We start from the raw sequence: 16,126 nt of genomic DNA, 5'->3' as shown, positions 1-16,126 counted from the left end.
AAGTAATATGAGGAGAAATTGGTAAAAGGCACAAAGACATCTCTTTTATTTGTATATTATTCCAAATCTGGATTTATTCTAAACCAAGATCATTTATATTAAAAAATAAGTTTAAAGGAAAGGCTATATATATTTTAAGAATACTGATGAGTACAATAATTAGGAGGGGGATAGAATATTGCAAAATAAACAATTTAAAATAATTGAAGCAGCAAAAGAAGGAAGAAGAAAAGTTCATCCTATTTTCGCTGTTATACTTGCAGTTGTATTTTTAACTTTAGGTGAATTTTTCATATTATTTATGCTGTTTTTACCGAGAGCAGAAACAACATTTATAAAAGCGATTTATAGTAATATTGAGATGATATTAACATTTGGCGGGGCTATATTTTTTGTATTTTTATGGATTAGGTTTGTAGAGAAAAGGTCATTCTCATCCATTGGTTTTTGGAGAAATCAATGGATGAGAAGATATTTGAGAGGTGCGTTTATAGGATTTGTCTTCATCTCAATACCAGTAATTGTACTCATATTAACAGGGAATGTAAAACTCCAAATGCAACATATTACGCTAACCACCATATTTGGTATTGTGGGATCTTTAGTCGCCTTTTTAATACAAGGCGCAACGGAAGAAATTGTTGTACGAGGTTGGTTATTTCCAGTTCTTTCTGTTAGAAGTCGTATGTGGATTGGGATTACCGTGACGTCATTTTTATTTGGTTTTCTTCATTTACTTAATCCAGGTATTACAATTCTTTCAATATCAAATATAATATTAGTTGGTGTATTTGCAGCGTTTTACGTATTAAAAGACAGTAGTCTTTGGGGGATATGCGCGTGGCATTCTATTTGGAATTGGGCGCAATATAACATCTACGGTTTTGCAGTTAGTGGTATGACGATATATTCAACGCCACTATATAAGCCTGTAACAAATGGATCAGAAGTGCTTCACGGAGGTACATTCGGAATTGAAGGTAGTATTATTACAACAATAATGCTTTCAATTGCTTCAATCGTTTTATGGAGACAGTTGTGGGGGCGAAAGTCGAAACAACGAGATATTAGCTAATGAAAGAGGGAGAAAATATGGGGATTATAGCGTTTGAGGGAGCGAGCGCGGTTGGTAAGAGTACAACATGTCGAGAATTAGAAAAAAATTACGGTGCAGTTATTATTCCTGAAGTTAACTTTTTATTTGAAAGACCTAGAAATGAACATAGAACATGGTATTTTGAAAAACAAGTGGAGCGCTGGAATATGGCAGTGCAGAAATCACAGCAATATGAAATAGTAATACTTGATGGTGATATTTATCAGCCGCTTAGCTATAATTGGTGTTTCCATTTTGATATATTTAATCAGCCGTTATCTTTAATAGAAAGCTTTTATAAAGAAAAGATGATAAATGAGGAAATTGGTTTTCCAGATCAATATTTTTATTTATATACGAATGATGAAGAGCTTAGAAAACGGAAAGAATCTGATGAGACGAAAAAAAGAAGAAACTTTGAAAAACATTTACATATAGCTAAACCGTTCCAGCGTTATTATGAAAATTTAAATAGCCTTACAGAAGGCTACTGCAAATTAATCGAAGCGCAAAGTATAAGAAACAATGAATTGGAAATTGTGAATAGTTTAAAGGACTTGAAAGTGGACGAAGAAAGACGTTTTGATGTTTCAAGACTAGATGCTATTACGAAGTGGTTAAAAGAGAATCGTGCGTAATAAAAAACAATGAGTGTCATATATGGCACTCGTTGTTTTTTATTTTTTAGCATTATAAGTACAAGGGAAAATTGAATGTAGAGAAGAATTTTTATCATTTAACAGAATAATCTTTAAATTTAACAAAAAAAGAAATACAATATAAGGAAATATATATATATAATAAGATAGGAGATGGAATTATATCTTATAAGTTAGGATGTTCTCTTTTGAAAGGAAATTTAAGAAGTAAGAACTGAGATACCGGGGAGGAAACATGCAAGATGAAAACACTATTTAAAGTATTAGGGATCATCGCGGGGATGGTAGTAATTGGAGTAGGTTTAACGTATGGAATATTGTATTATTTGAATCATAGTAAACCAACTGCGAAAAAGACATCAACAGCCGCTCCAGCAGTGGAAGTGTTAGCTGATAGTAATGTAAAGGCTGAAGATGCAAAGCTTTTAGAGAATGGTAACTATTCATTACCGAATAGTGGTTTTAATAAAAATTTTAAATGGACTGATGAGAAAATACAGACTGCATTACATGAAATGGCACATCAAAAAGCGAAAGCGGATCAAAAATGGGGATATATCTTTATTACACAAGAGCGTATTGAAAGTTTAATTGAAATTGTAAATAGCAATGATCTTGTGCAAAAAAATACATATGTAGATATTTTAGAACGATGGAAACAAGGAAAGTATGAGAAGGCTGATGCTGATCACAACAAGATTTGGAAGTTACAAAGTGGGAATTTAGGAGAAGGAAAAGGAGTAATGTCACAAACGGAACAAAAAGAATTAATTAATCAAGTGTTTATGCAAAAAGGTACATATTCAGGTAGTACATTAATTGCAGGTGGGGGACAAACTAATAAATAAGGTACATATTGATTTTGAAACACATTTACTGTTATGAACACAAATGTTTTAACAAAAATGAGTAATTGCTTTTTAGAGCAGTTACTCATTTTTGTTATTACTCGCTTACTTTTCTATTCTCTCTAATAATGTAAGAAACGATTGTAAAACTGGTGATATCCATCTAGATTTATGATAGTTAACAATGTTTTGAGTAGATATCAAATAGTTATTAACTGACCTGATTGAAAAGAAAAAAGGATTGTTAATGTGTGTGGAAAATAGCGGAAAACATCAAGAATGAACAAAAGACTTTTGGTATGATATGGATATATTCAATGTGAGGGGGAATTTAAGGTGTATCAAGTAAAGGGGTATTTTTCGTCACTAAAAGGAAATCATTATGAAATTGGTAAGCAACAAGGGGAATTCGTAAAGAAACATCCGTATCTCATTTCACAATTTATACAGCGAGAAAATTCAATATCACACAACCATTGGAAAAAATCTAGAAATGTACTAAAACAATATTGTCCAGGAATTAATGAAGAAATTGAAGGCTTTTGCGAAGTATTGAAAATTCCTTCAAGGAATATGATGTATTATTATCAGACACTATTAAAAGCAGGTTGTAGTCATTGTGCAGTATTACCTAAAAAAACGGATTCAGAGCATACATATGTATTAAGAAATTATGATTTGTCACCAAAAATAGATGATATGCGTTTTTGCTCGACGCATGTTGAAGGTGCGTATGCACATAGTGGCTTTTCTACTCAATATTTTGGCCGAACAGAAGGAGTTAACGTGCATGGGCTATCTGTTACATTTTCGGCGTGTGGTCAACCTGTAGGGAACATTGAAGGTTTAAGAAAGCCGATGGTAAATGGTTTGCAGTGTTTTGCAGTAATTCGAGTATTATTGGAGAAATGTAAAAATGTCCAGGAAGCTATATCATTAATAAAAGAACTGCCAATTGCAAGTAATATTAATATTATTGTAGCTGATCCTTTCAAAGCAGCGCACATTGAAATATTTGACGGGCATAAATCAATAACAACAATGGAAGATGACAGTCGCGTTTTTATCGTATCAACTAATCATGCGATTAGTTCATCCATTCAAAAATTAAATAATAGAAGACTAGAACAATCTACTAAGAGATATCATATTTTACATGAACATTTAAACCGAAATGAACAGGTGAACATGGAATCTTTAAAAGAACTAGTAGAATGTGAATATCCTATAGGGTTGACAGTACATAATTATGAAGAGTGGTTTGGGACTTTGCATTCTGTATTATTTGATTTACATGATCGTACAATGAATATTTGTTTCGGATCTCCACTTTTCAACGAGTGGCATTCATTGAAAGTTGGAGAAAACCTTCCGTTTTCTGAGGTGAATGTGAACTTTAAAAATAAAACTTATGCTGACTTTTGGAGAGAAGAGAAAAATGAAATGACTCCTAAAGATTAAAAAGCAATAATATGGTAATACAAAGGGGAGTTCAAATATATAGGAGGCGGTGCCATTGCTACAAGTTATGTTACCAATTGTTCTTATCTTTTTTCTAGTCGCTTCGATGTATATAACTTATCAAAAAAGAAAAAAATCAGGGATAAAAGGATTGAAAAGTTTAGTAACTTCGATTTGTTGCTTTTTAATTGCAATCTTAAATTTGTTTGCATATTGGCTTCATTTTGGCGGTATTTTTACTTGGCTAGTCTCAATCGTATTGTTGCTAGTGGGGGCGTATTTTACGAAATATATTCCAATCTCAAAAAAGGTACACTAAAATTATATGAGTTTATACGTATCGGTTTTATTTCATAATGAAAAGAGATTATTCTATTAGGTCGTTGTGCAGCGGCTTCATAGGATAATCTCTTTTTATGCTTTTTTTTGTAGAGAATGTACTGTTATTTTTAGTTGCTCAATAAATTCCCGGGTAGAAGCGCACATATATTTATCTTTTCTATAAATAAGTCCTATATCTATTGTTGGAGTGGGGTTTTCAATTTTAATAGCTTGTATGTGCTCACTTTGCAAAAAGTTTATATACGGTTTTGGTAACACTGTAATTCCCATATCTTTTGAGACCATTTGAATTAAAGATTCCATTGTACTAATTTCTAAAATTGGTTTTGGTTTAAAGTTAAAGTTTTGACAATGGGATGTAATTAGTTCAGTTAAAAAGAAATTTTTAGGTAAAAGAATTAAAGGATAGTTCTGTAATTCTGCAATAGATACACGATCATGTTCAGTTAAAGCATGACCGGTTGGCACGACTAATGTAAGTTCACTTTTATATAGTGGGATAGAAACAATCTCTTTATCTTGCACTGGAAGAAATGTAATGCCAATATCTAATTCATTTTGTAATAATTTTTCACGAATTTCCCCTGTACGAAGACCTAATACAGAAAGTTCAATATTCGGATATAAATTATTGAAATTTAAAATGGCTGGTGGTAGTAAATAATTTACGACGGTTAACAATGAGCCGATTGTTAAGGATCCATGTTGTAATCCGTTTAAATCTTGAATGGCAGAACGGGCTTGTTCGACTTCGTGAAAGATTGTTTTACTGTGCGATAATAAAACTTTTCCTGCTTCAGTTAAAGATATTTTTTTACCAATTCGATCAAAAAGTGGCATTCCTACTTCATGTTCTAATGCACGTATTTGTTGGCTTAGTGAAGGTTGTGAAATATTTAATTTCTCGGCTGCTCTTGTGAAATGTAATTCTTTCGAAACAGCTAAAAAGTATTCTAATTGTCGTAATTCGATTGAAATCACCTCAAGTTTAATCATAGGATATACCTATCATTATTATATAAATAATTGAATTGAACAATGGTTTTGTGGGATTTATAATCATTTTATCAGAAATGGATTGATTAAAAAATTAGATGAGGTGAAGAAGAATTGTTGAAATCTAGCGTATTACCGGGCAGTTATTCACAAGTGCTTCAAAAAAGGTATGAGGAGGCTGTACCGACAGGAATATATCATTTAACGCCTTTATATGTAAAAGAAGCAAGGGGAGCGATAATAACAGATGTAGATGGAAATCAGTTTATTGATTTTGCTGGTGGAATTGGTATGCAAAATGTTGGCCATTGTCATCCGAAAGTTGTAAGAGCGGTACAAAAACAAGCAGAATCATTTATTCATCCTTGTTTTCATGTAACTCCATATGAAAATTATATTACTTTAGCGGAGAAAATTAATGAGAAAGTGACAGGTACAAGTAAGAAAAAAACGATGTTTGCCAATAGTGGTGCGGAAGCGATTGAAAATGCTGTAAAGATCGCACGTAAAGTAACAGGGAGGAGTAAAATAATTTCGTTTGAACGAGGATTTCATGGGAGAACATTAATGACAATGTCTCTATCGACCAAAGAAACTCCATATAAAGCAGGATTTGGTCCGTTCGTTTCAGACATGCATATATTGCCGTATCCGTACTATTACAGAGCTGAAGAAGGGGTTTCTCCTGAAGAAGTGGATTCTCAAGTTATCTATCAGTTTGAAAAGTTTTTAGAAGAAGTATCACCTGAAAAAGTAGCAGCAATCGTAATGGAACCAGTACAAGGAGAGGGTGGGTTTATTGTTCCTTCCATTTCATTTGTAAAACGATTACGAGAAATTTGTAATCAATGCGGTATTTTAATGATAATGGATGAAGTGCAAACTGGATTTGGCCGAACAGGGAAATGGTTTGCAACGGAACATTTTCATATAGAACCTGACATAATGACTTTGTCAAAATCAATTGCTGGCGGTTTACCATTAAGTGCTATTGTCGGTCGTGCGGAGTTGATGGACATTCCTGGGAGAGGACAAATTGGTGGAACTTTTGCCGGGAGTCCGTTATCATGTGCAGCCGGTCTTGCTGTATTTGAAATAATGGAAGAAGAAAATCTAGTTGAAAGGGCTCAGCAAATTGGAAATAGAATAATGTCACATCTACATCAAATGCAATTAAAGTACGAAGTGATAGGTGATGTTCGTGGAATCGGTGCGATGGTTGCAATGGAACTTGTAACGAATCGCATAACGAAAGAACCTGCAAAAGAACTAACAGTGAAGCTAATTGAAGATTTTTGGAAGAATGGGCTTATAAGTATTGGAGCGGGGATATTTGATAATGTACTACGCTTTTTACCACCTCTAGTTATCTCAAACGAAGAAATAGATAGAGGGTTTGAAATAATAAATGAGTCTTTTGAAAAGTTGTGCCGCAAGTAAGAGGAGGGATTTGAATGACTAAAGTATATGAAATCCTATCTTTAAATATAGGATTGCCAAAAGAGGTTATGTATGGTGGGAAGTTAATTCAAACAGGGATAAATAAAAAGCAAGTAAAGGAACCTGTTTTTTTATCATTTTTAAAGTTTAATGGAGATGGACAGGCGGATTTAGGTCATCATGGAGGGGTAGATAAAGCGGTTTGTGTTTATACTGGTGACCACTATCCTTACTGGGAAAAAGAGTTGAATCAGGAACTTGTATATGGGGCTTTCGGTGAAAATATAACAGTAAGCGGAATGCGTGAAGAAGATGTTTGTATTGGTGACACGTTTCAACTCGGAGAAGCGATTGTACAAGTAACGCAGCCAAGACAACCTTGTTTTAAATTAGCGAAGAAATATAATATTCCAAAGCTACCATTATATTTTCAAGATACAGGATACACAGGTTTTTATTTTCGAGTATTAAAAGAAGGGTGGATATTACCGGTAGATACTTTGAAATTGTTGAGGCCTGATCCAAAAGGTGTGTCAATTTCGTTTGCGAATCGCATAATGCATAAAGAAAAACAAAACTCTGAAGGATTAAAAAGGATTTTAGAAGTAAATGCACTGTCTACTAGTTGGAGAAAGACGTTTGAAAAGCGTATTAGGGGTGAAGAAATAAGTACGAAGGAGCGACTTGAAGGAACAAAATAATAAGTGAATAATATTTTTATAAATGGTGCATTTCTATTAGTAAAAACTAGTTAGAAAGCACTATTTTTATATAATAAACTTATTAATATTCAACAATCTTAATATTAGTTTATCCGACTTTGATTTAAATAGTCAAAACATAAAATTAATTGGATGATTTTTTTATGTTTTATGATACTATATTGAATTATAAGGACTATTATTTTTGGGTAGATCTTATAAGCTTATCTAATTTAATGGAATCGACATATGGAGGTACAATATGGGTAATGTTGAAAAAATTGCAAATATTCTATTGGAAGAACCGAAAAGAGAGCAGTTATTTCCTTTATTTGAAGAAGTGTTTGGGATTACAAGTCAAACATTACATGATTTTTCAGAGAAAGGATATTGGGATTATACATATAAAGCTTTATCATTTATACAAGATGATAATGCGATTGCAAATGTTGCGGCATTTTCACTTCCGTTACTACTTAATGGTAAAAAAATAAATGCAGCGGGTATTCAATCAATAATGACACTTCCTGATTTTCGTAGACAAGGGCTAATGACACAATTGCTTAATAAGATGATAGAAGAAATTGATAAGCAATTTGAATGTGCTTTCTTGTTTACTGAAACCCCTGAACTATATAAATCATTTGGATTTCAAATTGTGCAGGAATATCTGATGACTATACTGTATGATAATAAGAATAATAAAGATTCTATACTTAGAAAGTTAGATTTTTATAATGAAGAGGATAGAAATTTAATAAATGAAATCATAGAAAATAGTCAAAGGCTTTCTAATATGTTTTCGACAATAAATTATCGATCTTCGTTTTATTTGAAAATGTATGACTTAAAATGGAATGAGAAACTATATTATTCTAAGAAACTAGATGCGATGATCGTTTATGAAGTAGAAAATGAAAAGCTAAAGTTATATGGAGTATTTGCTCCAGTACTTCCGATTTTAGATGAATTATGTGAGGGAATCCCTGAATCATTTACAGAGATTGAATTTTATTTTTGCCCAGATCAATTAGGGATTGATGATGTACAATATAAAGAATTACAGTCTAGTAAGTATTTGATGGTTCGAAGTAATAAAGAATTAGATTTTAAAGGATATAAATTCCCAGTTTTAACGGAGTTTTAAATATTTATATAGATGCTTTTGATAGAGAATAAAGGTAATAATCCTATTAAAATAAATTTTCACACGTGAAACTCATCTAAAAATAATGATTCGCGATTGAATTTTACAATTGAACAAATATAAAAAAACCCGCATTCTTTCCATTAAGAATGTGGGTTTTGTATTTCCATAAGATAAAGCACATTTATTGACCGGAAAGTCATAAATGCTTATCATTTAATAATGTTAAATATTAATTTGCATAATATAATAGGATTAATGAAGAAATTACAGACTATATCGCTTAAATAAGGAGGAATATGAATTATTCAATGGTAATTTCATGAAAAAAGGAGATTATGTATGAAATCATTTCGCAAGTTGTTACAGTATTTAAAACCATACATGTTCTTCGCTATTATTGGACCGCTATTTATGGTACTTGAGGTTGCGATGGACTTAATTCAACCGACAATAATGCAACATATTATTGATGTTGGAATTGCAAACCGGGATTTGAATTATGTAATAAAAATGGGGCTTCTTATGATAGGGGCAGCAGCGATCGGTTTAGTTGGAGGACTTGGTTGTATGATGTATTCTACAAAAGCTGCTGTTAATTTCGCTACAGACATACGAAAAGATGTGTTTGCGAAAATAGAAACATTTTCTAGCAAAAATCGTGATTCATTTGGAACAGGTAAATTATTAACAATCGTGACAAATGATATTACATCTATTCAATCAGCAATGACGATGACGTTACGCGTACTTGTCCGTGGACCGTTATTATTTATTGGAAGTATCATTATAGTCTTTGTAACAGCGAGAGACCTATTTCCAATTTTACTTGTTGTGGTACCTGTTTTATTAGTTGCAATTGTATTGATTGCAGGTCAAGCGAGCGGTTCATTTAAACGAGTACAAGAAGCATTAGATAAAGTAAATACAAAGCTACAAGAAAATTTATCTGGTGTACGTGTTATAAAAGCATATGTAAGACAAAAATATGAAATCTCACAGTTTGAGAAAGTTAATACAAGTTTAACTGAAATAAATATTCGTGCTATACAAATTATTTCATTGATGATGCCAATTATTATGCTAGTTGTAAATAGCGGGATTGTAGCAACTTTATGGATTGGTGGCGAGAAAGTTTTTAACGGTACACTCCAAGTAGGGGCCATTTTAGCTTTTATTAACTATTTAAATATCATTTTAATGTCACTTATGTCTATTAGTATGGTATTTATTCAAATTTCCCGTGCTTTTCCATCAGCTGATCGTGTACAACAAGTCCTACATACTGAAGTTGATATTACAACTGTAGGCGACGTATATGAACCTAAACAAGTGGATGGTAATGTAGAGTTTAAAAATGTTAGCTATAGTTATACGAAAAATAATGAATATGTTTTAAAAGATATTTCATTTACCGTACGTAAAGGTGAAAAAATAGGAATTATTGGATCTACCGGAAGTGGTAAATCTACATTGGCGAAACTATTGCCACGACTTTACGATGTTGATCAAGGTGAAATATGTATAGATGATGTTAATGTGAAAGCATACGATTTGCAAAAACTTCGTGCTTCCATTGGCTTCGTTCCACAAAAGGCACTTCTTTTTTCAGGCAGTATAGAAGAGAATTTACGTTATGGAAAAGAAGATGCAACTTATGATGAATTGGAATTAGCATCTTCATCCGCTTGTGCGACTGAGTTTATCAATAAGCTGGACGACTCTTATCAATATAACTTAACACAAGGTGCAACCAATCTATCTGGCGGTCAAAAACAACGTATATCTATTGCAAGAGCCCTAGTGAGAAAGCCATCTATTCTTGTATTAGACGATTCTACATCGGCAGTTGATGCGAAGTCAGAAGCTATAATACAGGAAGCGCTAAGGACGAGATATAGTGGCACAACGACATTTTTAATTGCATCAAAAATATCTTCTATTATAGATGCTGATACAATCCTCGTTTTGAATAGCGGTGAATTAGTTGGAAATGGTACGCATGAGGCTTTATTGGCAACTTGTGAAGTGTATCAGGAAATTTATCTTTCCCAAGGTGGTAACCTGCAGCAAGAAGGAGGGGAAGAGCGTGCGTAATTTTCAAGGGCAATTTGGAAATAAAGGTGGACGTAACGATCCGAAAAAGGGAGAAGCAAAGAATACTAAAGGAACTATAATGCGAGTATGGAACTACATGGGGTATCAAAAAGCATCTCTTATGTTCGTTATTATTCTTGTATTTATCACGACATTACTCGGTTTACTTGGGCCATATTATATGGGTGTCATCATTGATGAATACATTGTACCGAAGGATTTAAGCGGGACAGCGAGAATGTGCATGCTGCTCATTGCAATATATGGGATAACCGTATTGCTAACTTGGTTACAAACATTTGTAATGATTAATGTTGCATTAAAGACTATACAAAAAATAAGACAAGATATTTTCGAGAAAATTCAAACACTTTCGCTGCGATTCTTTGATGTACGTTCGCAAGGTGATTTAATGAGCCGTGTGACAAATGATATTGATAACTTAAATCAAGCTTTGACACAAAGTGTTGTGCAAATTATTTCATCAGCGTTAACGTTTATAGGTGTAACAATTGCGATGTTTTCATTAGATTGGATTTTAGCAATTGTCACTTTAATTACAGTACCTATTATGTTTTTCGTTACAAAAAAACTAGTTGCTTATAGTGGTAAAAACTTTGCGAAGCGTCAAAAGGATTTAGGGGAATTAAATGGATTTATTGAGGAAGCTATTACAGGTGCAGACGTAACTACGTTATACGGAAAAGAAAAAGAAACCGTACATAACTTTAATGAAATTAACGAACAGTTAAGAATTTCAGCAACGAAGGCTGAAACGTTTTCATCATTTATTTTTCCAAGTATGAACTTTATTAATAACTTAGGAATGGGGCTTGTAATTGGAACTGGATCGGTTATGGTATTAAACGGAATGACAACAGTAGGTGTCATTGCTGCATTTATTAACTATTCTCGTCAATTTTCAAGACCGCTTAGTCAATTTGCAACTTTAATGAATACGATTCAAGCCGCAGTTGCTGGAGGAGAACGTGTCTTTGAAATTATGGATGAAGTACCAGAAATTCAAAATAAAAAAGATGCAGTACTTGTACAAAATTTACAAGGACGCGTTACGCTTGAGAAAGTTTCGTTTGGATATGTACAGGACAACATGATTTTAAAAGATGTGAGTCTTGAGGCAAATCCTGGGGAGACAATCGCTTTAGTCGGTCCAACTGGATCAGGAAAAACAACAATTATTAATTTGTTAACTCGCTTTTATGACATTCCGAAAGGACAAATTAGCATTGATGAAAAAGATATAAAGGATTATGATATTAATTCTTTACGGAGTAAAATAGGGGTTGTTTTACAGGATACGTATTTATTTGCAGGGACGATTATGGATAATATCCGTTATGGACGATTAGATGCAAGTGATGAAGAAGTAATTAATGCAGCAAAGGCAGCATCTGCCCATTCTTTTATTAAGCATTTACCGAATCAATATGAAACGGAAATTGCTTCGGAAGGATCGAATTTAAGTCAGGGACAAAAACAACTTCTTGCGATTGCACGAGCAATTTTAGCAAATGCAGATATATTAATTCTTGATGAAGCCACATCTAATATTGATACGAGAACAGAATTACAAATTCAAGCAGGATTAAATAATTTAATGAGAGGGCGAACAAGTTTCGTAATTGCTCACCGACTCAAAACAATTGAAAAAGCAGATCAAATACTTGTAATAAAAGATGGAAGTATTTTAGAGAGAGGAAATCATGAAACTCTCATGGAAGATGGAGGGTTTTACTTTGATCTGTATACGAGTCAGTTTAAAATTTAACGGAAATATTGATGTGATGCGGTTTCTCGTGGAAAGAGAAACCGCTTTTTTTTGTATTCATAAATATTTTCATCTGAATATTTATGAATTAAAATGAGTATAGAACTAGTTAATAACAATTGAAATGGCGCTAAACACTAATAAAACTGCCATAATAATGTTAAATATTCGGTTATGTTTTAATAAAAGTTTTTGAAACATCGATCCGAATAGACACCAACTAAATGTACTCATTAAACCGACTATACCTAAAAATAATGAGAAGAGAAGGTAACTAGAATATGAATGGTAGTAAGGGAGAATAAAAGTTGATACTACAGTCAGTCCGAATAAAATTCCCTTCGGGTTAACAAATTGAAGCATAATTCCTACTAAAAATAAGTTTTTATTACTTTTTTCATTTGTATCTGTATTACCTTTACTAGTGAGTATTTTAAAAGCTAAATACAACATATAAGCTACACCTAAAATTTTTAAAGGGAATTCAATTGTTGGCAGTATGTTTATAAGTACAATATTAAAGAAACTACATAATGAAGTGATGATGAAAAAACCGAATGCCACGCCTAAGCAAAATGTAATGCTTCTTTTTAATCCATATTGCTGGGCATATGTCATAGCTAAAAAATTGTTAGGTCCTGGTGTGAAACTACTAATAAAGACGAATAATAAAAAAGAAAATATAGGCATTTCAAAACCCCCCTCTGATTCGTGTGTTATAATGACCGAAAAGAACAATATAACGTGTGCTTTTTATTATACATAATGGTCGTTATATTGTATATGGTATAGGAGTGTTTTTTATGGAGGAAATTCAAATTATCCTTGCAAAAAATTTAAAAGCTATTCGTCAGAAAGAAAAACTGAGTTTGGAAAAGGTTTCACAATTAACAGGTGTGAGTAAAACAATGATTGGGCAAATTGAAAGAGGAGAATCTAGTCCTACGATTACAACAATTTGGAAAATCGCTAATGGACTAAAGGTTTCCTTTACTTCTTTAATAAATGATCCACAACCAGATACGACTATAGTTTTACGGAATGATATCCAAATATTGTCCGAAGATAACGGGAGGTATAGAGTATTTCCTTCATTCTCGTTCCAAGAAAATAGACAATTTGAAATATATATGATTGAAATTGAAAAAAATGGAAGTTTGAGTGCGGAAGCTCATAAAAAAGGGACGGAAGAATTTATAACCGTGTTTGATGGAGAGTTAACAATTGAGGTAAATGGGGGTAAATATAATTTGAAAAGTGGTGATTCCATTAGATTTAAGGCGGATCGATCACATGCTTATTACAATTTAGGAGAAACATTAACAAGATTGAGTATGACAATTTATTATCCTGCTTCTTAATATATTATGAAAAAGCTATCTATAATTAGATAGCTTTTTTCGTATAAAAGAGACACACAGTTGAGTGTCAAAGCAGTATTGCATATAGGATTGGAAAATGATTACCTTACGTATTGAAATGGAATAGCGAGGGGAAATTCCTGCAAATTTAGATTAATGTTGATCCTGTAAGTTATGGAGTTGTTATATTAATTTGATAAGAAATATAATAACTTTCATTAACAGGAATTGTAAATGTAAATGCGTTTTTTAACATTTAAAAGAAATATACATTTAATAATTATTAAGTGAAAGGGGGTGGTAAATTGAAGAAATATAATGAAACATCAATTTTTGAAAATATTGGACCTACATTTCCACCACTTCCAGTTATTCGAATTCCAACGGGTGCAACGGGTGCAACGGGTGCAACGGGTGCAACAGGTGTAACCGGAGCAATCGGAATAACCGGAACAACCGGAGAAACAGGTGTAACCGGGGCAACAGGTGTAACCGGAACAACCGGGGCAACTGGAGCAATCGGAACAACCGGAACAACGGGTGCAACCGGAGAAACAGGTGTAACTGGAACAACCGGGGCAACAGGTGTAACCGGAACAACTGGAGCAACCGGAGAAACAGGTGTAACTGGAACAACCGGGGCAACAGGTGTAACCGGAACAACAGGAGCAACTGGTCCTATTGGTAATATACAAACGTCAAATATACTATACTTTACTTTTTCAGATGGAGAAAAGCTTATTTATACAAATGCTGATGGGATACCTGAATATGGTACAACACAAATACTCTCTCCAGATGACGTTTCATATATTAATTTGTTTATAAATGGAATTCTTCAGCCACAGCCTTTTTACAAAGTTACTGCTGGTCAGTTGATTTTAGTAGATTCTGAACCGCCTTTACTAGGTTCATCAATTATTTTACAATTTATTACTATTCATTAAAAAAGACAGATTCTCATATTTGAGTAATCTGTCTGACTGAAAAAATAGATATTAAGTGATGATAAATTCAACTGTAATTGGAATTCCAGGATCTAATGCATCTCCACCTGGAATGGTAATTGCACCAGTAGGTCCTGTAGTGACAGTTGAGTTTACACTAGGTTGAATGACTCCATTGACATAAAGATTGTAGTATGTGTAAGTGGGAAATGCTGTTGCAGTAGTACCAGAGTCGTTTAAGCATGCTGTAGCAGCAATTGCGAAAGCCGCGCCAGTACCAGTACCGGCACCTAAAGTGGACGTGAATCTTCTGGATGCCATAAAAGGTTGAATAATAGGCATGTAATATTTCACCTCTATTTTAAATTTATGGGGCTAGCTAAGATAAAGCTTGTCCCATGTTTTATTGTATGAGAATTTTCCTATTAGAGACACGGCTATATACTAATATAGTCAATATGATTTGTATTTAAAAGGACATGTGGAATTTTAAAATGTGTTACTGAGTTTAGGTATATAATCTAATCATTAAGTTTTTAGGGACATATAATTAATATGAGAGCCGTGAAGATAATTAAAACAGCGTTTTTTATTGTTTAATTATTAGTAGCGCTTTCTTTTCTAAGAGGAAATTATTACTCAAAGCTAATAAAATATAACTATATATTCAATAACTCTTAGAATAGAAAGGTACTCGGAAAATAAATAAGTAAGGAGGAAAAATATGAAACATAATGATTGTTCTGATAATAATCACTGTGATTCAATTATTATTACAGGTGGTTGTTGTGAGCCGAAGGTAGTTTGTCCTAGCAATTCACAATTAAATGAATTGATTAGTTTACTAAATGCTTTAATAATAGCTATACCAACGTTTTTTGCTACTCCAAATGCTGCAAATAAATTGGTATTAATCAACTTGTTTAACCAACTCTTAGATTTACTAAATTTATTACTACCTACTACAGAAGGAGATTATTTAAAACAGTTAGTTCAAAGTATTTTAAATGAATTACAATCTCCTAATCCAGACTTGGGGCAATTGTCTGTACTATTACAACAATTTTACAGCGCTCTTGCAGATTTCTTCTTCTCTATACAGACTTGTTTTGCTCCATCAACTTTTCAACTCTTATTCAATCTATTAACACAACTAATTAGTCTTACTCCAATTCCGCCAGGAGCAACAGGAGCAACAGGAGCAACAGGAGCAACAGGAGCAACAGGAGCAACAGGAGCAAC

The 16,126-nt window shown here is 33.0% G+C and carries 16 protein-coding genes; 13 read left to right on the top strand and 3 right to left on the bottom strand.

The features are described 5' to 3' along the window. Positions 1–178: 178 nt before the first annotated feature. The 5 genes from FT637_RS15455 to FT637_RS15435 all read left to right on the top strand — a co-directional run bounded on the left by FT637_RS15455 (position 179) and on the right by FT637_RS15435 (position 4,383). Positions 179–1,075, top strand: coding sequence for a CPBP family intramembrane glutamic endopeptidase (locus FT637_RS15455; protein WP_193647048.1), 897 nt, complete (start codon positions 179–181; stop codon positions 1,073–1,075). Next, on the top strand, positions 1,075–1,734 hold the full coding sequence (locus FT637_RS15450; RefSeq protein WP_193647047.1) for an AAA family ATPase: 660 nt from the start codon (positions 1,075–1,077) through the stop codon (positions 1,732–1,734). The genes FT637_RS15455 and FT637_RS15450 overlap by 1 nt, the downstream gene beginning before the upstream one ends. 263 nt (positions 1,735–1,997) lie before the next feature. Then, on the top strand, positions 1,998–2,603 hold the full coding sequence (locus FT637_RS15445) for a PRK06770 family protein (protein WP_193647046.1): 606 nt from the start codon (positions 1,998–2,000) through the stop codon (positions 2,601–2,603). Between the two features lie 336 nt (positions 2,604–2,939). After that, the gene (locus FT637_RS15440; protein ID WP_193647045.1) at positions 2,940–4,064 is read left to right on the top strand and encodes a C45 family autoproteolytic acyltransferase/hydolase; all 1,125 of its coding nucleotides are present in this window, start codon (positions 2,940–2,942) and stop codon (positions 4,062–4,064) included. A 55-nt stretch (positions 4,065–4,119) separates the two neighbouring features. Next, complete coding sequence (locus tag FT637_RS15435; RefSeq protein WP_193647044.1) at positions 4,120–4,383, top strand: hypothetical protein; 264 nt, start codon at positions 4,120–4,122, stop codon at positions 4,381–4,383. 95 nt (positions 4,384–4,478) lie between these two features. Here FT637_RS15435 and FT637_RS15430 read toward each other — a convergent pair whose 3' ends face one another. Continuing rightward, positions 4,479–5,387: a LysR family transcriptional regulator gene (locus FT637_RS15430; RefSeq protein ID WP_193647259.1), complete on the bottom strand. Its 909-nt coding sequence runs from the start codon at positions 5,385–5,387 to the stop codon at positions 4,479–4,481. Positions 5,388–5,516: 129 nt separating this feature from the next. Here FT637_RS15430 and gabT point away from each other — a divergent pair, with 129 nt between their 5' ends. From gabT to FT637_RS15405, 5 genes are all read left to right on the top strand, one after another. Further along, positions 5,517–6,842, top strand: a complete 1,326-nt coding sequence (gabT, locus tag FT637_RS15425) for a 4-aminobutyrate--2-oxoglutarate transaminase (RefSeq protein ID WP_193647043.1) — start codon at positions 5,517–5,519, stop codon at positions 6,840–6,842. 14 nt (positions 6,843–6,856) lie between these two features. Further along, entirely contained in the window at positions 6,857–7,543 is a 687-nt protein-coding gene (locus tag FT637_RS15420) for an MOSC domain-containing protein (protein WP_193647042.1), read from the top strand. A 262-nt stretch (positions 7,544–7,805) separates the two neighbouring features. After that, positions 7,806–8,690, top strand: coding sequence for a GNAT family N-acetyltransferase (locus FT637_RS15415; protein WP_193647041.1), 885 nt, complete (start codon positions 7,806–7,808; stop codon positions 8,688–8,690). Positions 8,691–9,032: 342 nt separating this feature from the next. Beyond that, the gene (locus FT637_RS15410) at positions 9,033–10,787 is read left to right on the top strand and encodes an ABC transporter ATP-binding protein (RefSeq protein ID WP_193647040.1); all 1,755 of its coding nucleotides are present in this window, start codon (positions 9,033–9,035) and stop codon (positions 10,785–10,787) included. Next, entirely contained in the window at positions 10,780–12,576 is a 1,797-nt protein-coding gene (locus FT637_RS15405) for an ABC transporter ATP-binding protein (protein WP_193647039.1), read from the top strand. Before FT637_RS15410 ends, FT637_RS15405 begins: the two co-directional genes overlap by 8 nt. A 105-nt stretch (positions 12,577–12,681) precedes the next feature. Here the strand turns inward: FT637_RS15405 and FT637_RS15400 are convergent, their stop codons facing one another. Beyond that, on the bottom strand, positions 12,682–13,266 hold the full coding sequence (locus FT637_RS15400; protein WP_193647038.1) for a LysE family translocator: 585 nt from the start codon (positions 13,264–13,266) through the stop codon (positions 12,682–12,684). A gap of 113 nt (positions 13,267–13,379) precedes the next feature. On the opposite strand from FT637_RS15400, the gene FT637_RS15395 reads away from it, so the two are divergent. Both FT637_RS15395 and FT637_RS15390 read left to right on the top strand, forming a co-directional pair. Continuing rightward, positions 13,380–13,937: a helix-turn-helix domain-containing protein gene (locus FT637_RS15395; RefSeq protein WP_193647037.1), complete on the top strand. Its 558-nt coding sequence runs from the start codon at positions 13,380–13,382 to the stop codon at positions 13,935–13,937. Between the two features lie 305 nt (positions 13,938–14,242). Further along, positions 14,243–14,884, top strand: a complete 642-nt coding sequence (locus tag FT637_RS15390; protein WP_193647036.1) for a DUF4183 domain-containing protein — start codon at positions 14,243–14,245, stop codon at positions 14,882–14,884. Between the two features lie 51 nt (positions 14,885–14,935). On the opposite strand, the gene FT637_RS15385 is transcribed toward FT637_RS15390, so the two are convergent. Next, positions 14,936–15,226, bottom strand: a complete 291-nt coding sequence (locus tag FT637_RS15385; RefSeq protein ID WP_002109919.1) for a DUF4183 domain-containing protein — start codon at positions 15,224–15,226, stop codon at positions 14,936–14,938. A 382-nt stretch (positions 15,227–15,608) separates the two neighbouring features. Here FT637_RS15385 and FT637_RS15380 point away from each other — a divergent pair. Then, the coding region (locus FT637_RS15380; RefSeq protein ID WP_193647035.1) for a collagen-like repeat preface domain-containing protein at positions 15,609–16,126 on the top strand (518 nt) is incomplete at its 3' end.

The organism is Bacillus cereus (genome assembly GCF_015071065.1).
Taxonomy (GTDB): Bacteria; Bacillota; Bacilli; order Bacillales; family Bacillaceae_G; genus Bacillus_A; species Bacillus_A cereus_BA.
This window is presented reverse-complemented; position numbering and strand designations above follow the sequence as displayed.